Here is a 23284-nt window from a genome sequence, read left to right on the forward strand (position 1 = left end):
CTCATCTTTATGGAGCGGCGTTATGTCAGACGAATTTGTTCTCTCCCTCCGCCACTGCCTGCACCATCTGTACGGCGTGGCGCGCACTCTTTCCTGGGTAAATTTTCTCCCTCTGGTCCTGCTCGCGCTGGTGATTTTTCCGCTCACCGGCTGCGGTGACAAACAGGAAAATAAGCCTGCCCCAGTGCGTACGGTGCGCTACGTCGTCGTACGTACAGCCCAAACCCTCCCCGCGCTGGAAAGGACCGGTGAGGTCCATGCCCGCGATGAAACGACGCTGAGCTTTCAAACCGGGGGGCGAATACTGACGCGCAGCGTTGATATTGGCGATCGGGTTAATGCCGGACAGCTGCTGGCCACACTTGAAAATACCACCGGACAAAATCAGCTCGACAGCGCAACGGCCGACTATGAAGGGGCCACAGCCTCAGCGCAGGTTGCCGCGCTTAACGTCAGCCGAATGCAAAAGCTCATGCCGACGGGCGCAATAGCCCGCACGCAACTCGACAGCGCCCGCGCGGACTGGCTTGTCGCCCGCGCGCGATTAAAAAGCAGCGAGGCCGCGTGGCGTAACGCCCGCGAAAGCCTTGGCTGGACGCGCCTTATCGCTCCACAAACCGGCACGATCACCGAGGTGAGCGCCTCTGCGGGCCAGGTTGTCAGCGCGGGGCAGACGGTGCTTACGCTGGCAACCGGCGAAGCCCGCGACGTAGCGTTTGATATCGCCACGCCCGATGCGATACCGCCGCTGGATAAGGCGGAATTGCGGGTTTCCCTGCTCAGCGACCCGTCGGTACAGGCATCTGCCGTGCTGCGGGATATCACCCCGCAGGCCGATCCTCAGACCCGCACCTGGCGCGTCAGAGCCACCCTGATAAACCCGCCAGCGGCGATAGCGCTGGGTGCCAGCGTCACCGTCACCCTGCCCTCGACTGGCCCGCGAGGTTACGTCATTCCCGCATCGGCGCTGAGCCGAACAGGGGATAGACCGGCGGTGTTCGTGATTAACCCGCATTCGCAGGCGCAGCTGCGCGCGGTGGTGCCTGCCTGCTATACGGCCTCCTCGGTGATTATCGCCTCCGGCCTTGAGCCAGGCGACCGGGTGATTACGGCTGGCGTGAGCAAACTCCGTTCCGGAGAGCCGGTGGTACCCGGGGAGGTTCAGCCATGAACACGAAACCGGAAGCGAAATTTAACCTGTCCGCATGGGCGCTTAACCATCAGCAGATGGTCAGTTTCTTCATGCTGCTGATCGTGGCGATGGGCGTGTTCTGCTATGAAAAACTGCCGCGTAATGAAGATCCGGTTTTTACCATTAAAACGGCGGTCGTCTCCGCGCAGTGGCCGGGCGCGTCCGTAACGGACACCACCCGTCTGCTGACCGATACGCTTGAAAAAAAGCTGCAGGAAACGCCCTGGCTTGATTATCTCGAAAGTGAAACCCGCGCCGGGAGCGTGGTTATCCATGTGAATCTCCGTGACAATACCCCGCCGCAAAAGGTGCAGGACATTTGGTATCAGATCCGCAAAAAAATGCAGGACATCGCGCCGTCTTTACCGGAAGGCGTTCAGGGCCCGGCCGTGAACGACGAATTTGACGATACGTTCGGCACGATTTACGGCTTTATTCCCGACGGCTACACCTTACGGGAAGTGCGGGATCGCGTTGAGACAATACGTCGTGAGCTCGCCTCCTTGCCAGATATCGGCAAAACCACCCTGCTGGGCGAACAGCAGGATCAGATGGTTCTCGCCTTTTCTCCGGCCCGTCTGGCGGGTATGGGACTGGATATTCAGGCAGTCGCCGATGCGCTGCGGGCGCAAAACGCGGTTGTCCCGGCTGGCGTTATGCGTACCGGGCAGGAGAACATCGCGCTCAAGGTCAGCGGGGCGCTCACGTCCGAAGAGAGTTTACGCGCCGTCACGCTGCACATTAACAATCGCTATATTCCGCTGACCGATATCGCCACCGTCACCCGGGAAGCCGCCGAGCCGCCGGCCCCCGCGTACCGGGTAAACGGCAAACCGGCCATCGGGCTGGCGGTGTCAATGGCGCCAACGGGCAACATGCTGCGTTTTGGCGCCGCGCTGAACGCCAGAATGACAGTCCTCAGCGCCGGGCTGCCGCACGGTATTGAGATGGTGAAAGTTGCCGATCAGTCGGCGGTGGTCAGTGACGCGGTAAGTGGTTTTGTCCGGGTGCTTATTGAAGCTGTTGTTATCGTGCTGGCGGTTTCATTTGTCTCGCTGGGTTTGCGGGCGGGGCTGGTGGTGGCTGCGGCCATTCCGCTGGTGCTCGCCATGACGTTTGCCGGCATGATGCTCGCCGGCATCGGGCTTCAGCGTATCTCGCTTGGGGCGCTGATCATTGCGCTGGGTCTGCTGGTGGATGACGCCATGATCGCCGTCGAAACGATGGTCTCCCGACTGGAAGCCGGGGATTCCCGTCGGCATGCGGCCACCCATGCATTCAAAACGACGGCCTTCCCGATGCTCACCGGAACCCTGGTGATGATTGCCGGGTTTATTCCCGTTGGTTTTGCGGCCTCCAGCGCCGGTGAATATTGTTTTTCCCTGTTTGCGGTAGTGCTGATTGCCCTGCTCTGCTCCTGGGTTGTCGCGATCCTGTTTTCGCCGCTGACGGGCACGTGGCTGCTGCCGGAGAAGGTCAGACATCGCGCGGCAGGCCCAGGAAGGATCGCGCGCGGGTACGGGCGGCTTTTAGGGCTGGCGCTACGTCACCGGCTCGCCACCGTGCTGATTGCGCTTTCCGCGCTGGGGCTGTCCGTGTACGGCACGACGTTTATGCAGGGTGAGTTCTTCCCGGCGTCGGACCGGCCTGAGCTGCTGGTCAGCCTGACGCTTCCGGCCAACGCGTCGCAGCCCGAAACGTTAAGAGAGGTGGAAAAGCTGGAACACGCGCTGGCCGGCAACAGCAATGTCGAGCGCTACTCGACGTACGTCGGGTCAGGAGCCATCCGTTTTTACCTGCCGATGGACGTGCTGCTGGAAAATGAAAACATCGCCCAGATTGTGGTGGTGGCGAAGGATCTTCAGGCGCGGGATCGTCTGCATGGGCAGTTGAACAGGCTGCTGGCGGCGCAGTTTAGCGACATCATCACGCGCGTGTCGCCCCTGGAGCTTGGGCCGCCCGTCGGCTGGCCAATCAAATACCGGGTGAGTGGGCCTGATTATCTGCAGGTCCGGGCGCTTGCGAACCGTCTGGCCGACGCGATTGGCCAATCGCCGCTGTCGCGCGAGGTTAACCAGACGGCCGGAGAGCCGGAGAGGATCATTACTCTGAAGGTGAATCAGACGGCGGCCAGGGCGGCAGGAATATCGTCAGAAGCTCTCGCCCGCACCTTGAATACCCTCTGGTCCGGCAGCGTTGTCACCTCGGTCAGGGATAACGATCGCCTTGTCGACGTGGTGCTACGGGCCACGGACAATGAACGTCACAGCACCGCCACCTTCTCCTCGCTGACCGTTCAGGGGAATGACGGTAAAAAAATTCCGCTCAGCGCCGTCGCGACGCTGGTCTGGAGCGTGGACGATCCGGTCATCTGGCGTCGACAGCGGTTGCCTTTTATTACGGTGCAAACTGACCTCGCGCCGGGGCTGAGGGCCGAAGCGGTATCGGCGGCGCTGCGTCCGGCGATCGACACGCTGCGCGCGGAGCTGCCTGCCGGTTACAGCATAGAAGAAGGCGGCGCGGTTGCCGAATCAGATAAGGGGAACAGCTCCGTTTTTAGCGTTCTTCCGGTGACGCTTGTCATCATGTTGATGCTGCTGATGCTTCAGCTGCGCCGATATTCCCGGATGCTGCTGGCGCTTCTGATGGCCCCGTTTGGTTTACCGGGGATCGTGCTGGCTATGCTGCCCGGCGGCACGCCGATGGGATTTGTCGCGCTGCTGGGCGTCATCGCCCTGGCGGGGATGATCGTGCGTAACGCGGTGATACTGATTAGCGAGGTAGACAGTAATCTTGCTCAGGGGATGACAAACGATGCCGCGATTGTGGCGGCCGCGGAGCATCGGGCCAGACCCATCTGTCTGACCGCCTGCGCCGCCATTCTGGGCATGATCCCGATCTCTCATCAGGTATTCTGGGGGCCAATGGCCTATGCGATTATCGGCGGGCTGCTGGTCGCGACGCTGGTAACGCTGACCGTATTACCCGCGTCGTTTAGCCTGCTGTTACAGTGGGGCACTCAGCGCAAAGCCGCAGAAGAAAGGTGAGCTGAGGCTCAATCATTCCCCGGCAGATTACACAGCAGTCAGCGCAAAACGGTTCCTCAGGATCCGGGGGATCTCAACCTCCGTCAGCTGCTGCGGCTAAACTGCGCAAACGAACCCACGCCTCACCTGCTGAATGCCATGGAACAGATTGGCGCGCGGTGTCATGAACTGGCGGGCTCCTCTCCGGTGGCGGTTTTACACTAAACTTTCCAGCCACTCGGTAAAGGCCCGCACCTTGCGGGAGAGATGGCGGTGTGGATAGAGAAGCGACAATTTACGATCCGGGGAGCGATGCTCCGGTAACACTTCAACCAGTTGGCCGCGGTCAATATAGGGCTGCAGAAAAAGATTCATCCCCTGTATTAACCCTAACCCGGCCAGGCCCGCCGCGATGTAGGCTTCGGAGTTATCCACGACCAGCTTGCCGGGCAACGTTATTTCCGCAATGCCTTCTGGCGTAGTAAACGTCCAGGGTTGAATTTTTCTGCTGTTGTTATTAATCCAGTTGATGGCCTGATGTTTGTATAAATCATCCAGCGTTTCTGGCGTACCGTGTTTTGCCAGCCAGGCCGGGCTGGCACAGGTCGTGATTTTAATGTTCCCGATTTTGCGCGCGACATAGTCACCATCGTCCAGCTCCCCCACTCGCAGCACGCAGTCCAGGCCATCGCGTAGCATATCCCGACGGCGGTCAGAGCTGCTCAGTATGATGTCGATTTCAGGATGCTGCCGATAAAAATCCGGCAGGTTGGGTATGACCCTCAGCGCCGCAAAAGCGATGGGCATATCCACCCGCAACTGACCGTGTATTGCCCGGCCAGTGCCAAACGACTCCAGTAAATCGTCCGCCTGCGCCAGCAGGGGTTTACTTCGGCGATAAAACGCCTCGCCGTCCGGCGTCAGGCTAATCCGCCGCGTTGTTCTCTGCAGCAAACGCGTGCCGCTGTGCTGCTCCAGATGCTGTAACGCTTTGGTGACCGCCGGACGGTGGATCTGCAGATTTTCCGCCGCCTGGGTCAGGCTGCCCGACTCGACAATTTCAATGAAAACTCTAATTGATTCAAAGAGATTTAGTTGCATTGGTTGTCTCTTTTGCCGTCACAGGAATGTCAGGATTATTACTTATTTTATAACAGTGATGAATCTTTTTGGCTATTTTTCCTAACAATCTTCCGCCCTACACTCTCCTCCATTCAAACGTGAGGAATATTCTGCTATGAAAAATAACCGTATCTGTCAGATCCTGGGGATCGAAAAGCCTGTTATTCAGGGACCGTTATCCTGGCTTACTGATGCCCGTTTAGTGGCCGCGGTCAGCAATGCAGGAGGACTCGGCGTGCTCGGCCCCAACGCAGGGTTAACCGCCGATACCGCGGTCTCCACGCCGGAAGAAACCGCCGAAAAAATGCGGGAAGAAATTCGCAAAACCAAACGGCTGACCGAAAAACCCTTCGGCGTGAACCTGATCCCCACCGCCGTTAATGACGTCTGGACCGGGCCAATTCTTAAGGTGATAAAAGAGGAAGGCGTCAGGGCCGTGGTGTATACGGGCTATGGTGAAGGCAGCATTATTCCTGCGCTGTTCAGTGAATTAAAAGAGGCGGGTATTGCCATTATCTACCGCGACATTAATCCCACCCCGGAAAACACCCGTCTCGCGGAAGACGCAGGGGCTGACATTATTGTGGCCACCGGTTTTGATGAAGGCGGTACCTTACCCGCAACGGCGCTTGGCACCTTTTCCATCGTGCCGCTGATTGCCGATGCCGTGGAGCATGTTCCGGTGATGGCGGCGGGCGGTATTACCGATCGCCGCACCGCCAGAGCGGCGCATGCGTTAGGTGCGGAAGGCGTGTTTGCCGGTTCGGTCTTTATCAGTACCGTAGAAAGCCGCGTGCCGCAGGAGGTCAAAGAGAAAATTGTTGCCGCCAACGGCCTGGACCTGCTGCTTTTCCGCACCGTCCCTCACTACTATCGTTCTCTGCCCGGCAAGCTGGCGGAAAAACTGGCGGCGATGGATAAAGCTGGCGCAAGCAATGAAGCGCTGGGCAAGGCGATGGGAGGATTGCGGGGCCTGCGCCTGGGCATGCTGGAAAATAACACCGATGAAGGTTATATCGCGCTCGGCACGGGGATCGGGAATATCCGCAGCGTGAGAAGCGTGGTCGAGGTTGTCGATGCGTTAACGGTTGAGTAAGCCCTTAACCCTGATGCTATGGACGCTGCACAGGAGCGGCGTCCGTAAACCGTCTTCGGCTCTTTGTCACACATAGCCGCCTTTTACCTCGCCACCGGTAAATCCGCGTACCGCGTCGTATAGGCCGGTGACAGCATCTCGCGCTTCATCGCCCAGGCTTTCTCAATCCCCTGCCCGGCAAACCATATTTTCCCTTTGCCGGAATGATTTAAGCTGTCGATGGTTTCCATCAGCGCCGCGCTGTTGGCGCTCGGGCGGTTATCGTCAAACAAATTCAGCTGGGCAACGCCGCTGCTGAAAAAGTCTGCCAGCATCACCCCCGCTTTCATATAGCGATATCCGTCAAGCCAGATACGACCCAGCGCCTCAGTGGCGGCACGGATGATATCGCGCGAATCATTGGTGGGCGTCATCAGGGTGACGGAAGCCTGATTGCCGTAATAAATTTCGTTGTCGGCATGCGGGCTGGTGCGCACAAACACGCTGATAAAGCGGCAATACTGATGCTCGCCACGCAGTTTTTCCGCAGCACGTTCTGCATAGGCGCAAATGGCCTGGTGCATCTCCTCGTACTGCGTAATACGGTGTCCAAACGAACGACTACAGATAATTTGCTGCTTCGTAGGAGTAAACTCTTCCAGATCGAGGCAGGGCTCACCTCGAAGCTCGCGCGCCGTGCGCTCCATTACCACGTTAAAATGTTTGCGGATGACCCAGGATGACGCTTCCGCCAGCTCCAGCGCCGTGGTTATCCCCATCGCGTTAAGCTTTTTCGTGATGCGTCGTCCTACGCCCCACACCTCCTCCACCGGAACCTTTGCCAGCAGCTTACGCTGCCGTCCACGATCCGAGAGATCGACCACGCCACCGGTGGCTGACCACCGCTTCGCCGCATAGTTGGCCAGCTTCGCCAGCGTTTTAGTCGGCGCAATCCCGACGCCCACGCTTAAGCCTGTGTTTTTAAAGACCTGCGTACGCATCTGATGACCGAATGCTTCCAGCGAGATGCAGTTGCTGACACCCGAAACGTTCACAAATGCTTCATCGATGGAGTAGATCTCAATGGCCGGCGCGAGATCGGTCAGCGTCTGCATCACCCGGCTGCTGAGATCGGCATACAGCGCATAGTTGGAGCTAAAGACGTAAACCCGCGACGGATACCCCTTCTCTTTGAATTTAAAATAGGGCTCCCCCATTTTTATGCCGAACTGCTTTGCCTCCCGCGACAGCGAAATAATACAGCCGTCGTTATTGGACACCACCACGATGGGCTTACCCACCAGATCGGGGCGAAACACCCTCTCGCAGGAGGCATAGAAGCTATTCACATCAACCAGCGCGAACATGTTTATGCGTTTTGAGCGTATGAGTGACGACACCGAAGATTTGCAGCTCCTCTTCGGACTGAAAGGCGATCGGCTGATAGCGGGCATTACGCGGCAGCAGCCGCAGAACAGGGCGGGTCTGTAGCTCTTTCACCGTAAACTCGCCGCCGACCGACGCCACAACAATGTCCCCGTGCTCGGCATTTAACGAGCGGTCTACCACCAGCAGATCGCCGTCGCTAATCCCTGCGCCGATCATGGAGTCCCCGCTCACTTTGATAAAGTAGGTCGCACTGGGGTGCCTGACCGCCAGCCGGTTAAGATCGAGACGATCCTCCACATAATCCTGCGCAGGGCTTGGAAAGCCACAGGCAACACGCTCAAGATATAGAGGTAATTCAATAAGTTGCTTTGGATGATAAGAAAAGAGAGTGTCCATAAATGCCTTTCCCGCCAGATACTGTATATAAACACAGTATTACGGATTACGGCACAGGATCAAGGTCATTTCCGACAAAGACCGCAAACGCGTTGAAGTTTGAGCGGATTTAATTTAGCAACCTCTCCTGCTGGCGATCGCAGATGGGCCAACCAAAAGTCATAAAAAAGTCATTAGCGAACACTTTTAAAATCACTTCATATAAAAAAGATCATTAAATCACTATAGAAACACTATCAATTGACTTACACATCAGAATAACGCATATTTTAGGGCACGAATTATCAAGACTTTTGGAGGACGTTTTCTATGCCAGCCCGTGACTATCCCGACAAGCGAGTTGCCCGCGGTTTAGCAAAGGAGGCCGATCTCAGGATGTTGAGCGCCCGCATTGAGCCTGACCTGATGGAATACATCAGAATCACCGCCTTTGAGACGCGAAAAAGCAAGCAGGAAATTGTGGCAGAAGCGTTAGCGCTTCACAGACAAAAAAGTCAATGCGGAGTCTGAGCAGGCAAAGCCTGGAAGTGTCCTTCCGGCTTTGCCCATGCTGTGATTAACCCATCAGCGCATTCAGTTTTTCAAGTGCTTCAGGCGGCAATTGCACCTCTCCCGCCGCGAGGTTTTGCCGCAGATGCGCCACGGATGACGTGCCGGGGATCAGCAGGATGTTCGGCGACCGTTGCAGCAGCCATGCCAGCGCAACCTGCATCGCCGTTGCGCCCAGGGAATCCGCGACGGCCTGCAGGCCGGTGGACTGCAGTGGCGTGAAGCCTCCCAACGGGAAGAACGGCACATACGCAATCCCCTGCTGCGCCAGTAAATCCACCAGCGCATCGTCGCCGCGGTTCACAATGTTGTACATGTTCTGCACGCAGACGACCTGCACCATCTTCCGCGCTTCCGCCACCTGCGTGGCCGTGACGTTGCTCAGACCAATGTGGCGTACCAGCCCCTGCTGCTGTAATTCTGCGAGGGTGGAAAGCGGTTCAGCAATCGATCCTTCTGCCGGGCCGTGTGCGCTAAACATGATCCGCAGGTTCACCACGTCCAGCACATCCAGCTTCAGGTTGCGCAGGTTGTCATGCACCGCCTGGGTCAGCTCCTGCGCGGAAAAGGCCGGCAGCCAGGCCCCTTTGTCATCGCGACGGGCACCGATCTTAGTGACGAGGGTGAGATCGTCCCGGTAAGGATGAAGCGCCTCGCGGATCAGCTGGTTCGTCACATGCGGGCCGTAAAAATCGCTGGTATCGATATGATTCACACCCGCCGCCACGGCTTCGCGCAGCACGTCCAGCGCGGCCTGTTTATCCTTCGGCGGGCCAAATACGCCCGGCCCGGCAAGCTGCATTGCCCCGTAGCCCAGTCGTTTCACCGTTCGCGTTCCGAGCGCGTACGTCCCGCTTTTATCAATGCTGCTCATGTTAACCTTCCTCATAAAATGATCCGGATTTACAACAGGTTCCTGACCGAAGCCCTAAGTTAAGCGCGAGTTAAATTAAAGTTTAAATTCTATACGACGATAGTATGGGTGTACCTCTGCATCTTTTCTAACGGACGACCGCTATGCTGAAAAATCTGCACGTGATTACCGGAATTATCTTTGCCCTCACCATATTCTGTCTGCTGCAAGTTGTCACGGGAGGGTTGTTCTACTCTGCCGTCAGCAACGATCGCCATAACTTCCAGAACTCCGGCGTGCTGAATGCCCAGCAGGAAAGCCTGAGCGACAGCGTGAACACGCTGGTGAAAACGCGCGTTACCGTCACCCGCGTGGCAATCCGCTACCTGAAGAACCAGCGCGACCCGGCATCCCTTGCCGCGATTAACAAACTGCTCGGCACCGCAGGCGACTCGCTGGCTAAAGCTGAAGCCTATAACAAAGAATGGCAGAAAATGCCGCAGGTTAACGGCCAGAATGCGGCGTTAACCGACGAGATGCAGAAGTCATGGAATCAGATGCACGAGGTGATGCGTTTGTCGATTGAGTATCTGCGTGCCGACAACTACCAGGCCTATGGCGATCTGGACGCTCAGCAGGCCCAGGACGACATGGAAGCGGTCTATAACCGCTGGCGCGCCGAGAACAACACGCTGCTGAAGGCGGCAACCGAAGAGAACCAAAGCAGCTTCACGCAGATGCAGTGGACGCTGGCAGCCATTTTCCTGGCCGTTATCGCCGTGCTGGTGGTGATCTGGCAGGGTTTACAGCACCTGCTGTTAAAACCGCTCAACGCCATCATGAACCATATTCGCGCCATTGCGGGAGGCGATCTGACGCAGGATATCACCCTCTCTGGCCGCAATGAGATGGGCCAACTGGCGGCTGGCCTGCACGAGATGCAGCAGTCGCTGGTGACGACCGTCAGCGCCGTACGCGGCAGCACCGACTCCATCTACACCGGCGCGGGTGAAATTGCCGCAGGGAGCAACGATCTCTCCGCCCGCACCGAAGAGCAGGCCTCCTCGCTCGAAGAGACAGCCGCCAGCATGGAAGAGCTGACCGCAACGGTTAAACAGAACTCCGATAACGCCCGTCAGGCGACGCTGCTGGCGAAGAATGCCTCTGAAACAGCGGCTCGCGGCGGCCACGTCGTGGATAACGTGGTGCGCACCATGAACGAAATTGCCGACAGTTCGCAGCAAATCGCTCATATTACCGGCGTGATTGACAGCATTGCGTTCCAGACCAACATTCTGGCGCTTAACGCCGCGGTGGAAGCCGCACGCGCAGGCGAGCAAGGCCGCGGGTTTGCGGTTGTCGCCGGTGAAGTTCGTACGCTGGCCAGCCGCAGCGCGCAGGCGGCGAAAGAGATCAAAGGGCTTATTGAGAACTCCGTCAGCCGGGTGAACACCGGTTCTGAGCAGGTCAGCGAAGCGGGCGCGACTATGAAGGAGATTGTCGCCGCCGTCACCCGCGTCACCGATATCATGGGCGAGATTTCGTCCGCATCGGATGAGCAGAGCCGCGGAATTGAGCAGGTGAGCCTGGCCGTGTCGCAGATGGACAGCGTGACGCAGCAAAACGCCGCGCTGGTGCAGCAGTCCGCCACGGCGGCAGCGGCGCTGGAAGATCAGTCCGAACAGCTGCGTCAGGCCGTGGCCGCGTTTCGTCTGAACGGTAAAGCAAACGCCACCGCCCCACGCCCGGCCAACGTTAAAACACCGCAACTGCTGCGTCCGGCAACTGCTAACGCCACCTCCGACAGTAACTGGGAAACCTTCTAAGCCTCAGGCGGGCGAAGATATCGCCCGCTAACGGCTGCGCTTGGCGTGCCGTTCCCAGTTCTCCTGCTTCGCGTCGTCGGATTTTCGCAGGGAAACATAGCAAGCCCCGCTGCCGCCGTGATGCGGCAGCGCCACGCAGAACGCCTGTACTTCCTCGAACTCGGTTAACCAGCGTGCCAGATAGCTACGCACCACATTAGGATGCGAATTTTGCTCGCGCCCTTTCCCGTGGATGATGATGAGGTTACGTAATCCGTCACGACTGGCCTGGCGAATAAAGGAATACAGCATCTGGCGGCAGCGTTCAGCGGGCTGACGCAACAGATTTAAGCTGGCCTGTCGGGAGTATTTACCCGAACGCAGCTTATCAATAACGCCCTGCTGGACGCCTTCGCGCTGGAACGCCAGCGGCTCGTCAAGCGGCAATAGCTCAAGGAAACCCAGGGTCAGAAAGTTGTCGAGCTGTTCGGTATCGATGTCCTGGCGAGCCCGGGTATTACGGCTTTGCTGCCAGTGGATATCGGTGCAGCGTTTCAGGGGCTGGACATCCTCCATGGCGTCAAGAAAAAGGGATTTGTCGTCAGGGTTCATGGAAATCCTCCGGCTACATCTGGGCTTGTACTATACCTGCGCCAGACAGGTGTCTCAATAACCCTTAGAAGATGAGGCACGAGATAAATATTAACCCGATGAATATATATAGTCATTATAAAATGCACTTAAACCTGACTTAACTAAAACCCCAGCAACGGTAAAATAGGTGATTTGCGTTAAATTTTTCTAAAATCAGTCATTCACCTTCCTTTCATTTTTCGGGAAAGGTGTTATAACTAAATTTACCTGCCTCATGGATATAATACCCAGGACTTGCGAAAGGACGCACTGCTGTGTGTACTATAGGGTCTGTCTGATGTCGGGCAGACTCTGTTTTTTTATTATGCGACATTCACTCTGAAACTATTTTCCTCGCCTCCCTTCTGAATTGCGTAATTAATGATTCGGCAAGCGGAGTTTGACGAGAATCCCGGCGCTGAATTAAATAATATGCGGCTTTTGGAAGCGACTCGGCAACCGGCAGAATCACCAGACGGTGCGCCAGCAGCGGATCACAGCCTAACTCCTGTGGAAGGATACTTAAAAAATCACTTTGCGCAACAAGGCTAATGCAGGAAGAAAAGGTTTCGCACACTACGCCAATCCGCGGTATTTGCGAGCGGTGGCTAAATAGATCTTCTAATTGCTTATAATAACTTCCCCGCGGCGTTGGCATTGTCCAGTTATAATGCAGCAGATCGTTAATGGATGTTGCCCCTGTCGCCGGATGCCCTTCCCGGCAAAATACCGCAAACGGTTTTTCGAAGAGTTTTTCAAACGTAAACTCATGGTCGTAAGGCCCCTGATAATAGGTGTTGATGGTGAAGTCCAGTTCGCCCTGGCGTAATTCATTGATCATCGACACCAGCTGCCCTTCCATAATTCGCACTTTAACCTGCGGGTGCTGGGCGTGAAAACGGGTGATGACGGCGGGCATCAGGCTGCGTGACACGCTGGCCCCCATCCCGATATTGATCTGCCCGGCCAGATCCCCCTGCCGCTGGCGAATGTCATCCTGCGCCGCACGCAGCTCTTCCAGAATCAGCATGGCGCGCTGGTAAAATCCTTCCCCGCACTCGGTCAGCGCAACGCCTTTACTCCGGCGAACAAAAAGCTGCGCCGCCATGCCCTCCTCCAGCTCTTTGATGGATTTGGTCAGCGCCGGCTGCGAGAGATTCAGCGTCCGGCTGGCACCGCGAATGCTGCCCTGACGCGCCACTTCAACAAACGCCCGGATTTGATGAAATTTAATCTGAAATGACATAGCCCAACCGATAACCGTTGTTTATCAGAGTAAAGAAACTGTCATCTACTTTAATGGAAAGGGATGTGCGAGGGTAATTCCTGAACGGTTAAAACTGTGAAAAAACGGTTAGTGATAAGTAAAAACTATCACAGCGTGAAGCAGTTCACATTTTTTAATGATGACAGGAACAGATATGGACACACTGGCGCAGTACATCCAGACATTAGCCCCCCAGCTGATCGCATGGCGTCGCGATTTTCACCATTTTGCGGAATCCGGCTGGGTAGAGTTCCGTACCGCCGCAAAGGTCGCGGAAATTCTTGACTCCCTGGGCTACGAACTGGCGATGGGTCGCGACGTGATCGATGCCGAAAGCCGTATGGGGCTGCCCGATGACGCTACCCTTTCGCGAGAGTTTGCCCGTGCGCGGTCACAGGGCGCGCCTGAGAAATGGCTGGCACCGTTTGAAGGCGGATTTACCGGCATTGTGGCGACCCTGAATACCGGACGACCGGGCCCGACGCTGGCGTTTCGCGTCGACATGGATGCCCTTGATTTAAGCGAAGCGCTCGACGACAGCCATCGCCCGTTCCGCGACGGTTTTGCCTCCTGCAACGCGGGAATGATGCACGCCTGCGCGCACGACGGCCACACCACCATTGGCCTGGGGCTGGCAAAGGTGCTTAAGCAGAACGAAGCGCAGCTCAACGGTACCGTCAAGCTGATCTTCCAGCCTGCCGAGGAAGGCACCCGCGGCGCGCGCGCCATGGTCGCCGCCGGGGCGCTGGACGGCGTGGACTATTTTACCGCCATCCATATTGGTACCGGCGTCCCCGCCGGAACGGCGATCTGCGGCAGCGATAACTTTATGGCAACCACCAAGTTCGACGTGAACTTTACCGGCGTTGCCGCACACGCGGGCGGCAAACCGGAGGATGGACGTAACGCCCTGCTTGCCGCCGCGCAGGCCGCCCTCGCCCTGCACAGCATCGCCCCGCACAGCGAAGGCGCTTCCCGCGTCAACGTCGGCGTGATGCAGGCGGGTAGCGGCCGCAACGTGGTGCCCGCAAATGCACTGATTAAGGTTGAAACCCGCGGCGAAAGCGAAGCAATAAACCAGTATGTCTTTGAACGCGCGAAGGCTGTCATTACCGGCGCGGCCGCGCTCTATGGCGTGAGCGCGGAGATGCGCCTGATGGGGGCAGCCACCTCCAGCGCGCCGACGCCGGCCTGGGTTGATTACCTGCGTGAACAGGCGAGCCAGGTATCGGGAATTGTGCACGCAATCGATAAGGTGAAAGCGCCAGCAGGCTCTGAAGACGCCACGCTGATGATGGCCCGCGTGCAGCAGAACGGCGGCATGGCATCGTATATGGTGTTCGGCACGGATTTGAGCGCCGGACATCACAACGAAAAATTCGACTTCGATGAGCAGATCATGGCTGTCGCCATTGAAACGCTGGCGCGAACTGCGCTCAATTTCCCGTGGACGCGAGGTGTGTAATGCAGGAGAACTACGCTTTTATTGCCGATGCCATCGACACGCGATGTCAGACGCTAACCGATATTGCCGACGCGATTTGGGATCATCCCGAAACCCGCTTTGAAGAGTTCTGGTCCTCCAGACGGCTCGCTGACGAGCTGGAAGCCGAGGGCTTTACGCTGACCCGCGAGGCAGGCGGTATCCCAAATGCCTTTATCGCCAGCTTCGGCAGCGGAAAACCGGTTATCGCTCTGCTGGGCGAGTACGACGCGCTGGCCGGGCTAAGCCAGCAGGCGCACTGCGCGACGGCGCAATCCGCCACGCCGGGGGCGAACGGCCACGGCTGCGGGCATAACCTGCTGGGTACCGCGGCGCTTGCGGGCGCGGTGGCGGTAAAAAGCTGGCTGGAGCAGCACGGCGGCAGCGGAACGGTGCGTTTTTACGGCTGTCCCGGTGAGGAAGGCGGCTCCGTGAAAACCTTTATGGTACGTGAAGGTCTGTTTGATGACGTTGATGCCGCCGTCACCTGGCACCCGGAGGCCTTTGCCGGGATGTTTAACGTCAGCACGCTCGCCAACATTCAGGCGGCCTGGCGTTTTCACGGCGTGGCGGCACATGCAGCCAACTCGCCCCATTTAGGGCGCAGCGCGCTGGACGCCGTGACGCTGATGACTACCGGCACCAACTTCCTTAACGAGCACATCATAGAGAAAGCGCGCGTCCATTACGCCATCACCGACACCGGCGGGATTTCGCCCAACGTGGTGCAGGCGCAGGCTGAAGTGCTGTACCTGATCCGCGCCCCGGAGATGGCCGACGCGCAGCAGATCTACCAACGCATCGAAAAAATTGCCCAGGGCGCGGCAATGATGACCGAAACCACCGTCGAATGCCGCTTTGATAAAGCCTGCTCCAGCTACCTGCCGAACCGCACGCTTGAGGCTGCGATGTACCGCGCGTTGCAGCACTACGGCACGCCGGAGTGGACCGATGAAGAGCGCGACTTTGCCCGCGAAATCCGCGCCACGCTGACGCCAAACGATCTGCAGAACAGCCTGAAAAATATTGCCGCCACGGGGGGAGAAGCAGGCAAAGCCTTTGCCCGCCGCCATCAGGAGACGCTGCTGGTGGATGAAGTCGCGCCCTATGCCATCACCGATAACGTGCTGGCGGGTTCAACGGACGTGGGTGACGTCAGCTGGAAAATGCCGGTCGCCCAGTGCTTCAGCCCCTGCTTTACCGTCGGCACGCCGCTGCACACCTGGCAACTGGTGGCGCAAGGACGAACCTCCATCGCCCACAAAGGCATGCTGCTGGCCGGGAAAGTGATGGGCGCAACCGCGCTCAATCTGCTGCAGGATGCAGACCTGCTGAAAACATGCCGTGAAGAGTTCGAACAACAAATAGAAGAAAAACCGTACGCGTGTCCGATCCCACCGGGCGTGACACCGTCACCTTTAAAATAAAAAAACACAACACAACAACACAACACTCCCGAGGAACGCCCATGAGTATGTCATCCATACCTTCGCATTCCCCATCCGGTAAGCTCTATGGCTGGGTTGAAAGGATCGGCAATAAAGTGCCGCACCCTTTCCTGCTGTTTATCTATCTGATTGTAATTTTGATGGTTGCCACCGCCGTGCTCTCGGCCTTTGACGTCAGCGTGCGCAGCCCGGCAGACGGCAGCCTGGTGGCGGTGAAAAACCTGCTCAGCATTGACGGGCTGCACTGGTTTTTACCGAACGTGATCAAAAACTTCAGCGGTTTCGCTCCGCTGGGGGCCATTTTGGCGCTGGTGCTGGGCGCCGGGCTGGCTGAACGCGTGGGCTTGTTACCCGCACTGATGGTAAAAATGGCGTCCCACGTCAGCGCGCGCTACGCCAGCTACATGGTGCTGTTTATCGCCTTCTTCAGCCACATTTCATCCGATGCCGCGCTGGTGATTATGCCGCCGATGGGGGCGCTGATCTTCCTCGCCGTCGGGCGCCATCCCGTGGCGGGTCTGCTGTCGGCCATTGCGGGCGTGGGCTGCGGCTTTACCGCCAACCTGCTGATCGTCACCACCGACGTGCTGCTCTCGGGCATCAGCACGGAGGCAGCGAAAACCATTGATGCGGCCATGCACGTCAGCGTGATCGACAACTGGTACTTTATGGCCAGCTCGGTGATTGTCCTGACGATTGTCGGCGGGCTGATTACCGATAAGATCGTCGAGCCGCGTCTGGGCAAATGGGAAGGCCGTAGCGATGAAAAGCTGGAGACGCTGAGCAAAGAGCAGCGCTTCGGCCTGCGCGTGGCCGGGCTGGTCTCGCTGGCGTTTATCGCGCTGGTGGCGCTGATGGTGGTGCCGGAAAACGGCATACTGCGCGATCCGGTTAAGCATACCGTCCTGCCGTCGCCGTTTATTCAGGGCATCGTGCCGCTGATTATTCTCTTCTTCTTTGTCGTTTCGCTCGCCTACGGTATCGCTACCGGCAAAATCCGCCGTCAGGGCGATCTGCCGCAGCTGATGATCGAGCCGATGAAAGAGATGGCGGGCTTTATCGTGATGGTATTCCCGCTGGCGCAGTTTGTGGCGATGTTTAACTGGAGCAACATGGGCAAGTTTATGGCCGTGGGCCTGACCGACGCGCTGGAGGCTGCCGGATTAAGCGGTGTACCGGCGTTTGTCGGGCTGGCGCTGCTGTCATCCCTGCTGTGCATGTTTATTGCCAGCGGCTCCGCCATCTGGTCAATTCTGGCGCCGATCTTCGTGCCGATGTTCATGATGCTCGGGTTCCACCCGGCGTTTGCCCAGATCCTGTTCCGCATCGCGGACTCCTCGGTGATCCCGCTGGCGCCCGTCTCACCTTTCGTTCCGCTGTTTTTAGGCTTCCTGCAGCGCTATAAGCCCGAGGCCAGACTGGGTACCTACTATTCGCTGGTTTTACCCTACCCGCTTATCTTTTTAGGGGTATGGCTGGTGATGCTGGTGGCATGGTATCTTGTCGGCCTGCCGATTGGGCCGGGGATATACCCGAGGCTAAATTAAAGGATTGAAAATGCTGAGATTACTCGAAGATAAAATTGCGACGCCGCTCGGGCCGCTGTGGGTGATCGCGGACGAGCAGTTCTGCCTGCGCGCCGTTGAGTGGGAAGAGCACAGCGACCGCATGGAGGAACTGCTTGATATTCATTACCGCGCACAGGGTTATGAACGCATCAGCGCCACCAACCCGGGCGGGCTGAGCGACAAGCTGGCGGCGTATTTTGAAGGCGATCTCAGCATCATTGACACTCTGCCAACCGCCACGGCAGGTACCCCTTTTCAGCGCGAAGTGTGGCAGGCGCTGCGGTCGATTCCGTGCGGGCAGGTCATGCATTACGGCCAGCTCGCGGAGCAGCTAGGCCGCGCAGGCGCCGCACGCGCGGTGGGTGCCGCCAATGGCTCTAATCCGGTCAGCATTGTGGTGCCCTGCCATCGGGTCATTGGCCGTAACGGCACCATGACCGGCTATGCCGGCGGCGTGCAGCGCAAGGAGTGGTTACTGCGTCACGAAGGGTATCTCTTGCTGTAGTTCCCAGGCTTTTTGTGCTTAATTTTCTACCGGTTAGGCTAAAAATCCATAATCAAGCTGTGGAATTTCAAGAAGATGGCAACACGTTGCCGTCTCTTGTCCTTATTGAGGGTTTGTCAGGCTTACGTACTTACCAAAAAGATGTTAAAATTGACCAATATCAATTAAGGCTTGAGCAAACCTATGATCCCGGAAAAGCGAATTATACGACGCATTCAGTCTGGCGGTTGTGCTATCCATTGCCAGGATTGCAGCATCAGCCAGCTCTGTATCCCGTTTACCCTGAATGAGCATGAACTCGATCAGCTTGATAATATCATCGAGCGCAAAAAGCCGATTCAGAAAGGGCAGACGCTGTTTAAAGCGGGAGACGAACTGAAATCGCTCTATGCTATCCGCTCTGGCACCATCAAGAGCTACACCATCACCGAACAGGGTGACGAGCAGATCACCGGCTTCCACCTGGCAGGCGATCTGGTGGGCTTTGATGCCATCGGCACTGGTCACCACCCGAGCTTTGCTCAGGCACTCGAAACCTCGATGGTTTGCGAAATTCCGTTTGAAACCCTGGACGATCTGTCCGGTAAGATGCCTAACCTGCGTCAGCAGATGATGCGTCTGATGAGCGGTGAGATCAAAGGCGATCAGGACATGATTCTGCTACTTTCCAAAAAGAACGCAGAAGAGCGCCTGGCCGCGTTTATCTACAACCTCTCCCGCCGCTTCGCCGAACGCGGTTTCTCGCCGCGTGAGTTCCGTCTGACCATGACCCGTGGCGATATCGGTAACTACCTGGGCCTGACCGTTGAGACCATAAGCCGTCTGCTGGGTCGTTTCCAGAAGAGCGGAATGCTGGCCGTTAAGGGTAAATACATCACTATCGAAAACGGCGAAGCGCTGGCCGTTCTTGCCGGACACGCCCGCAACGTGGCGTAACTCTCCGCATGTTGATAACCAGACTGATAAATTCACGTGATTTATTGGTCTGGTATCATCGCTTCCGCTTTAAGACATTTTCATCGTAGCACGTCCCCATACAGCGCCTGAAAGGTTGTCGTTGAGGTTATGAATTGAGAGAAAGTTTGTTTTTCGTTTCAGTCGTGATCGCCTCAGTGACCTTTATATTCATCTGGATCATGCTTGTCGGTCCGATGAAGGGGGAAGAAAAAACCTACGTTCAGGATTCCACGACCTTTGCGATAGCGGTGATGGTGCTGCTGTTCATTGCGTTTATCGCGGTGACATCCACCGTGCTTTTCCTCTGATAAATTTTCATGAATTATTGATCTGGCAAAAGCTCCCCTCTGTTTCATTCAGGATATATAGGTTACTCTTTTAATTACAGACTGTGGTGACAGTAGTAAGGAGACCTGTATGGCCAAGTATCAAAACATGCTGGTAGCTATCGATCCGAATCAGGACGATCAGCCGGCATTACGACGTGCTGTGTATTTACATCAACGGATTGGTGGCAAAATCAAAGCGTTTTTGCCGATCTATGACTTCTCGTATGAGATGACCACCCTTCTGTCGCCTGACGAGCGCACCGCTATGCGTCAGGGCGTCATCAGCCAGCGTACCGCGTGGATCCGTGAACAGGCGAAGTATTACCTGGAAGCGGGCGTGCCTATTGATATTAAAGTGGTCTGGCATAACCGACCTTTTGAGGCCATTATCCAGGAAGTGGTTGCCGGTGGGCACGACCTGCTGCTGAAGATGGCGCACCAGCACGACAAGCTGGAGTCCGTAATCTTCACTCCGACCGACTGGCATTTGTTGCGTAAATGCCCTTGCCCGGTCTGGATGGTGAAAGACCAGCCGTGGCCTGAAGGCGGGAAAGCCGTTGTGGCGGTGAATCTCGCGAGCGAAGAGGATTATCACAATTCGCTCAACGAGAAGCTGGTGAAGGAGACCATCCAGCTTGCCGATCAGGTTAACCATACCGAAGTGCATCTGGTGGGCGCCTATCCGGTTACCCCGATCAATATCGCCATTGAGCTGCCGGAATTTGACCCAAGCGTCTATAACGACGCGATCCGCGGTCAGCACCTGCTGGCGATGAAAGCGCTGCGCCAGAAGTTCAGCATTGACGAGAACATGACGCACGTGGAAAAAGGGCTGCCTGAAGAGGTGATCCCGGATTTAGCCGAACATCTGCAGGCCGGGATTGTGGTGCTGGGCACCATTGGCCGGACCGGTATCTCTGCTGCCTTCCTCGGCAATACCGCCGAACAGGTGATCGACCATCTGCGCTGCGACCTGCTGGTCATCAAGCCGGATGAGTATCAGACGCCGATTGAGCTGGACGACCCGGAAGACGATTAACGTAAACATCAAAGCCCGCCGCTCCGGCGGGCTTTTCTCATCAGCTCTCCATTACCGGCTTCGGCTGTTCACCTGACTCATCCTGCATCCACGGCGCGTGCAATACCATGCTGGGCAGCGCCAGCTTAATCCCCTGGGCGTTCAGCCCTTCAAGAATACGGATATTGATCTCCTGCTGGATGTCCATGTATTTGTTGTAATCCGCGGTATTAACGATATGGACGACTTCGAACGTCAGGCGGTCGCGGTCAAATCCCAGAAAATGGGCACGATCGAATTTTGTCTCGCCGACATCGGTAATGATCTGCCTGACCATATCCCCCACGTAGCGCAACTTATCGGGCGGCGTGTCGCTGGCAACGCCAAAGGTAAAGACGATGCGACGCGTCTGCATGCGTTTGTAGTTGTGAAGCGTCTGCTGAAGCAAAATGGCGTTACCGCAGACGATCTGCTCCCCGCTCAGGCTGCGGATACGGGTCGTTTTCAGGCCAATGTGCTCTACCGTCCCCGCCACGTCGTTGAACACCACAAAATCGCCAATTTCAAACGGCTTATCAAAGCCGATAGAGAGCGAGGCAAACACGTCGCTGAGGATCGTTTGTACGGCGAGGGCGATGGCAATACCCCCTACCCCAAGGCTGGCAACCAGAGCAGTGATGTTGACGCCCGCGTTAGCAAGGATAGACAGCAGCATCACTGACCAGACGATGGCACGGAGAATAAGCCCCGTGATCACCAGCGTGACCGGGTTTTTATGGCTTCCGGGCGCCAGCATGACGTGACGAAGCCACGACACCACCCCCTGATCCATCCACAGCGCCACCTGGATGGCGAAAACCAGGAACCAGGCGTGGCTCACGGTGCCAAAGAGATGATCCGGCAAGTCAACGAAACGCAGGCTGAAGAGCAGCGCCACCACAAACAGCAGGAAGCGGCTGGTGCGGTTAAGCATATCGGTCAGGATAAAACGCATCCGGTTGGTGGTCGGGTGCTTGTCGCCCCAGGTGGTGATGCCTTTCTTAACGAACGCGATCAGGCGCGTTAGCAGCCAGTACACCAGCAGCGTCACAAAGACAACCGTGGCGGCGCCTATCCAGAATGTCGGCGTCATCATCAGCGCGATGATGTCGAAGCGGGACAGAAATTGCATTACACCTCCTCGTATTACACAAAGGGTAAAGTATAGACAGAGGAGAAACGCTGGCCGCAGAAATAGGAAAACCGCCCCGAAAGGCGGTTTGTCAGGAGAAAGCGAATTACAGCGCTTTCAGAATCGCATCCACGCTGGCTTTGGCGTCGCCAAACAGCATATGGGTATTCTCTTTGAAGAACAGCGGGTTCTGCACGCCAGCATAGCCGGTGTTCATCGAGCGTTTGAAGACAATGACGTTCTGCGCCTTCCACACTTCCAGAACCGGCATCCCGGCGATTGGGCTGCGCGGATCGTCCTGTGCCGCCGGGTTAACGGTGTCGTTAGCACCAATAACCAGCACGGTGTCGGTGTCGGCGAAATCATCATTGATCTCGTCCATCTCCAGCACGATGTCGTATGGCACCTTCGCTTCCGCCAGCAGTACGTTCATGTGGCCCGGCAGACGTCCGGCCACCGGGTGAATACCAAAGCGAACTTTGATACCGCGCGCGCGCAGCTTCTCGGTGATTTCCGCCACCGGATACTGCGCCTGCGCCACCGCCATACCGTAGCCTGGGGTGATGATCACAGAATGCGAGTTTTTCAGCATTTCCGCGGTGTCTTCCGCGCTGATCTCACGGTGTTCACCCACTTCTTCGTCAGAGCCGGTAGAAGAACCGTCAGAACCGAAGCCACCGGCGATAACGCTGATGAACGAACGGTTCATCGCCTTACACATGATGTAAGACAGGATGGCACCGGAAGAACCGACCAGCGCACCGGTGACGATCAGCAGGTCGTTGCTCAGCATAAAGCCCGCAGCCGCCGCTGCCCAACCGGAGTAGGAGTTCAGCATCGAGACAACCACCGGCATATCCGCACCGCCGATGGACGCCACCAGATGCCAGCCAAACGCCAGCGCGATGATGGTCATCACCAGCAACGCCAGTACCTGCAGGCCCACGCTTTCGGTACGCACGAAGACCACCAGGAGCACAAACGACACCACCAGCGCCGCCAGGTTCAGCTTGTGACGGTTAGGCAGCATCAGCGGTTTAGAAGAGATCTTACCGCGCAGCTTGCCAAACGCCACGATAGAACCGGTGAAGGTTACTGCACCGATGAAGATACCGAGGAACACTTCGGTCAGATGAATGTTGACCAGAATCGGCTCCATGCCCGGTTCGTGATACAGGTAGCTGTTGAAGCCCACCAGCACCGCCGCCAGGCCCACGAAGCTGTGCAGAATCGCCACCAGCTCCGGCATCTCGGTCATTTCCACGCGCTTCGCCAGGCGAATACCAATCGCGCCGCCGATGATCATCGCCACCAGGATCCACGCCACGTTGCCGGTATCCGGCCCGAAGATGGTGGCAATCAGCGCAATCGCCATCCCGGCGATACCAAAGTTATTTCCCTGCTGAGACGTTTCGTGTTTGGAAAGCCCCGCCAGACTGAAAATAAACAGGATTGCAGCAACAATGTATGCGGCTGTAACTAATCCTCCAGACATATG

General features: G+C 57.1%; 20 protein-coding genes. 12 read left to right on the forward strand and 8 right to left on the reverse strand.

The genetic code is table 11. The features are described from left to right. The first annotated feature begins 22 nt into the window (after positions 1-22). Both ACTJI7_RS01885 and ACTJI7_RS01890 read left to right on the forward strand, forming a co-directional pair. Positions 23-1171 carry an efflux RND transporter periplasmic adaptor subunit gene (locus ACTJI7_RS01885; RefSeq protein WP_047368441.1) on the forward strand — a complete coding sequence of 383 codons (1149 nt, stop codon included), beginning with the start codon at positions 23-25 and terminating at the stop codon, positions 1169-1171. Continuing rightward, complete coding sequence (locus tag ACTJI7_RS01890; protein ID WP_440669593.1) at positions 1168-4239, forward strand: efflux RND transporter permease subunit; 3072 nt, start codon at positions 1168-1170, stop codon at positions 4237-4239. Before ACTJI7_RS01885 ends, ACTJI7_RS01890 begins: the two co-directional genes overlap by 4 nt. A 195-nt stretch (positions 4240-4434) precedes the next feature. On the opposite strand, the gene ACTJI7_RS01895 is transcribed toward ACTJI7_RS01890, so the two are convergent. Next, on the reverse strand, positions 4435-5319 hold the full coding sequence (locus tag ACTJI7_RS01895) for a LysR family transcriptional regulator (RefSeq protein ID WP_045261464.1): 885 nt from the start codon (positions 5317-5319) through the stop codon (positions 4435-4437). A 136-nt stretch (positions 5320-5455) separates the two neighbouring features. Between ACTJI7_RS01895 and ACTJI7_RS01900 the strand changes: the two genes are divergently transcribed. Next, positions 5456-6436: an NAD(P)H-dependent flavin oxidoreductase gene (locus ACTJI7_RS01900; protein ID WP_207118976.1), complete on the forward strand. Its 981-nt coding sequence runs from the start codon at positions 5456-5458 to the stop codon at positions 6434-6436. Between the two features lie 83 nt (positions 6437-6519). On the opposite strand, the gene umuC is transcribed toward ACTJI7_RS01900, so the two are convergent. Together umuC and umuD are read right to left on the reverse strand one after the other, a co-directional pair. Continuing rightward, positions 6520-7782: a translesion error-prone DNA polymerase V subunit UmuC gene (gene umuC, locus ACTJI7_RS01905; protein ID WP_045630206.1), complete on the reverse strand. Its 1263-nt coding sequence runs from the start codon at positions 7780-7782 to the stop codon at positions 6520-6522. Further along, on the reverse strand, positions 7766-8200 hold the full coding sequence (gene umuD, locus ACTJI7_RS01910; RefSeq protein WP_028012955.1) for a translesion error-prone DNA polymerase V autoproteolytic subunit: 435 nt from the start codon (positions 8198-8200) through the stop codon (positions 7766-7768). The genes umuC and umuD overlap by 17 nt, the downstream gene beginning before the upstream one ends. Before the next feature lie 309 nt (positions 8201-8509). On the opposite strand from umuD, the gene ACTJI7_RS01915 reads away from it, so the two are divergent. Further along, positions 8510-8710, forward strand: coding sequence for a hypothetical protein (locus ACTJI7_RS01915; protein WP_028012954.1), 201 nt, complete (start codon positions 8510-8512; stop codon positions 8708-8710). Positions 8711-8756: 46 nt separating this feature from the next. On the opposite strand, the gene ACTJI7_RS01920 is transcribed toward ACTJI7_RS01915, so the two are convergent. Then, positions 8757-9623 carry an aldo/keto reductase family oxidoreductase gene (locus tag ACTJI7_RS01920; RefSeq protein WP_028012953.1) on the reverse strand — a complete coding sequence of 289 codons (867 nt, stop codon included), beginning with the start codon at positions 9621-9623 and terminating at the stop codon, positions 8757-8759. 143 nt (positions 9624-9766) lie between these two features. On the opposite strand from ACTJI7_RS01920, the gene tcp reads away from it, so the two are divergent. After that, entirely contained in the window at positions 9767-11428 is a 1662-nt protein-coding gene (gene tcp / locus ACTJI7_RS01925) for a methyl-accepting chemotaxis citrate transducer (RefSeq protein ID WP_063153904.1), read from the forward strand. A gap of 27 nt (positions 11429-11455) precedes the next feature. On the opposite strand, the gene smrA is transcribed toward tcp, so the two are convergent. Next, entirely contained in the window at positions 11456-12019 is a 564-nt protein-coding gene (gene smrA / locus ACTJI7_RS01930) for a DNA endonuclease SmrA (protein WP_045630204.1), read from the reverse strand. Positions 12020-12374: 355 nt separating this feature from the next. Further along, complete coding sequence (locus tag ACTJI7_RS01935) at positions 12375-13286, reverse strand: LysR family transcriptional regulator (protein WP_440669596.1); 912 nt, start codon at positions 13284-13286, stop codon at positions 12375-12377. A 175-nt stretch (positions 13287-13461) separates the two neighbouring features. Here ACTJI7_RS01935 and ACTJI7_RS01940 point away from each other — a divergent pair, with 175 nt between their 5' ends. From ACTJI7_RS01940 to uspE, 7 genes are all read left to right on the forward strand, one after another. Next, positions 13462-14772, forward strand: a complete 1311-nt coding sequence (locus ACTJI7_RS01940; RefSeq protein WP_248186707.1) for a M20 family metallo-hydrolase — start codon at positions 13462-13464, stop codon at positions 14770-14772. After that, positions 14772-16217: a M20 family metallopeptidase gene (locus ACTJI7_RS01945; RefSeq protein WP_440669598.1), complete on the forward strand. Its 1446-nt coding sequence runs from the start codon at positions 14772-14774 to the stop codon at positions 16215-16217. The genes ACTJI7_RS01940 and ACTJI7_RS01945 overlap by 1 nt, the downstream gene beginning before the upstream one ends. 41 nt (positions 16218-16258) lie before the next feature. Next, entirely contained in the window at positions 16259-17785 is a 1527-nt protein-coding gene (gene abgT, locus ACTJI7_RS01950; RefSeq protein ID WP_048999464.1) for a p-aminobenzoyl-glutamate transporter, read from the forward strand. 10 nt (positions 17786-17795) lie between these two features. Then, on the forward strand, positions 17796-18311 hold the full coding sequence (gene ogt / locus ACTJI7_RS01955; protein ID WP_028012946.1) for a methylated-DNA--[protein]-cysteine S-methyltransferase: 516 nt from the start codon (positions 17796-17798) through the stop codon (positions 18309-18311). Positions 18312-18494: 183 nt separating this feature from the next. After that, entirely contained in the window at positions 18495-19247 is a 753-nt protein-coding gene (gene fnr, locus ACTJI7_RS01960; RefSeq protein WP_006174991.1) for a fumarate/nitrate reduction transcriptional regulator Fnr, read from the forward strand. 176 nt (positions 19248-19423) lie between these two features. Then, positions 19424-19576, forward strand: a complete 153-nt coding sequence (locus tag ACTJI7_RS01965) for a hypothetical protein (RefSeq protein ID WP_223824746.1) — start codon at positions 19424-19426, stop codon at positions 19574-19576. A 109-nt stretch (positions 19577-19685) separates the two neighbouring features. Beyond that, entirely contained in the window at positions 19686-20636 is a 951-nt protein-coding gene (uspE, locus tag ACTJI7_RS01970) for a universal stress protein UspE (RefSeq protein ID WP_028012944.1), read from the forward strand. Positions 20637-20676: 40 nt separating this feature from the next. On the opposite strand, the gene ACTJI7_RS01975 is transcribed toward uspE, so the two are convergent. After that, positions 20677-21786: a mechanosensitive ion channel family protein gene (locus ACTJI7_RS01975; RefSeq protein ID WP_041910286.1), complete on the reverse strand. Its 1110-nt coding sequence runs from the start codon at positions 21784-21786 to the stop codon at positions 20677-20679. A 106-nt stretch (positions 21787-21892) separates the two neighbouring features. Further along, positions 21893-23281, reverse strand: coding sequence for a Re/Si-specific NAD(P)(+) transhydrogenase subunit beta (gene pntB / locus ACTJI7_RS01980; protein ID WP_013096868.1), 1389 nt, complete (start codon positions 23279-23281; stop codon positions 21893-21895). Positions 23282-23284: the final 3 nt, after the last annotated feature.

Source organism: Enterobacter sp. 22499, from assembly GCF_052044815.1.
GTDB classification, from domain to species: Bacteria; Pseudomonadota; Gammaproteobacteria; order Enterobacterales; family Enterobacteriaceae; genus Enterobacter; species Enterobacter bugandensis.

What these genes read in the sequence shown, in the direction of transcription:
- umuD (WP_028012955.1), bottom strand. Translation starts at nt 8,200, where the DNA reads ATGGACACTCTCTTTTCTTATCATCCAAAGCAACTTATTGAATTACCT.
- ACTJI7_RS01975 (WP_041910286.1), bottom strand. Translation starts at nt 21,786, where the DNA reads ATGCAATTTCTGTCCCGCTTCGACATCATCGCGCTGATGATGACGCCG.
- smrA (WP_045630204.1), bottom strand. Translation starts at nt 12,019, where the DNA reads ATGAACCCTGACGACAAATCCCTTTTTCTTGACGCCATGGAGGATGTC.
- ACTJI7_RS01935 (WP_440669596.1), bottom strand. Translation starts at nt 13,286, where the DNA reads ATGTCATTTCAGATTAAATTTCATCAAATCCGGGCGTTTGTTGAAGTG.
- ACTJI7_RS01890 (WP_440669593.1), top strand. Translation starts at nt 1,168, where the DNA reads ATGAACACGAAACCGGAAGCGAAATTTAACCTGTCCGCATGGGCGCTT.
- ACTJI7_RS01940 (WP_248186707.1), top strand. Translation starts at nt 13,462, where the DNA reads ATGGACACACTGGCGCAGTACATCCAGACATTAGCCCCCCAGCTGATC.
- ogt (WP_028012946.1), top strand. Translation starts at nt 17,796, where the DNA reads ATGCTGAGATTACTCGAAGATAAAATTGCGACGCCGCTCGGGCCGCTG.
- ACTJI7_RS01885 (WP_047368441.1), top strand. Translation starts at nt 23, where the DNA reads ATGTCAGACGAATTTGTTCTCTCCCTCCGCCACTGCCTGCACCATCTG.
- fnr (WP_006174991.1), top strand. Translation starts at nt 18,495, where the DNA reads ATGATCCCGGAAAAGCGAATTATACGACGCATTCAGTCTGGCGGTTGT.
- abgT (WP_048999464.1), top strand. Translation starts at nt 16,259, where the DNA reads ATGAGTATGTCATCCATACCTTCGCATTCCCCATCCGGTAAGCTCTAT.
- pntB (WP_013096868.1), bottom strand. Translation starts at nt 23,281, where the DNA reads ATGTCTGGAGGATTAGTTACAGCCGCATACATTGTTGCTGCAATCCTG.
- ACTJI7_RS01920 (WP_028012953.1), bottom strand. Translation starts at nt 9,623, where the DNA reads ATGAGCAGCATTGATAAAAGCGGGACGTACGCGCTCGGAACGCGAACG.
- uspE (WP_028012944.1), top strand. Translation starts at nt 19,686, where the DNA reads ATGGCCAAGTATCAAAACATGCTGGTAGCTATCGATCCGAATCAGGAC.
- ACTJI7_RS01895 (WP_045261464.1), bottom strand. Translation starts at nt 5,319, where the DNA reads ATGCAACTAAATCTCTTTGAATCAATTAGAGTTTTCATTGAAATTGTC.
- ACTJI7_RS01900 (WP_207118976.1), top strand. Translation starts at nt 5,456, where the DNA reads ATGAAAAATAACCGTATCTGTCAGATCCTGGGGATCGAAAAGCCTGTT.
- ACTJI7_RS01945 (WP_440669598.1), top strand. Translation starts at nt 14,772, where the DNA reads ATGCAGGAGAACTACGCTTTTATTGCCGATGCCATCGACACGCGATGT.
- ACTJI7_RS01915 (WP_028012954.1), top strand. Translation starts at nt 8,510, where the DNA reads ATGCCAGCCCGTGACTATCCCGACAAGCGAGTTGCCCGCGGTTTAGCA.
- tcp (WP_063153904.1), top strand. Translation starts at nt 9,767, where the DNA reads ATGCTGAAAAATCTGCACGTGATTACCGGAATTATCTTTGCCCTCACC.
- umuC (WP_045630206.1), bottom strand. Translation starts at nt 7,782, where the DNA reads ATGTTCGCGCTGGTTGATGTGAATAGCTTCTATGCCTCCTGCGAGAGG.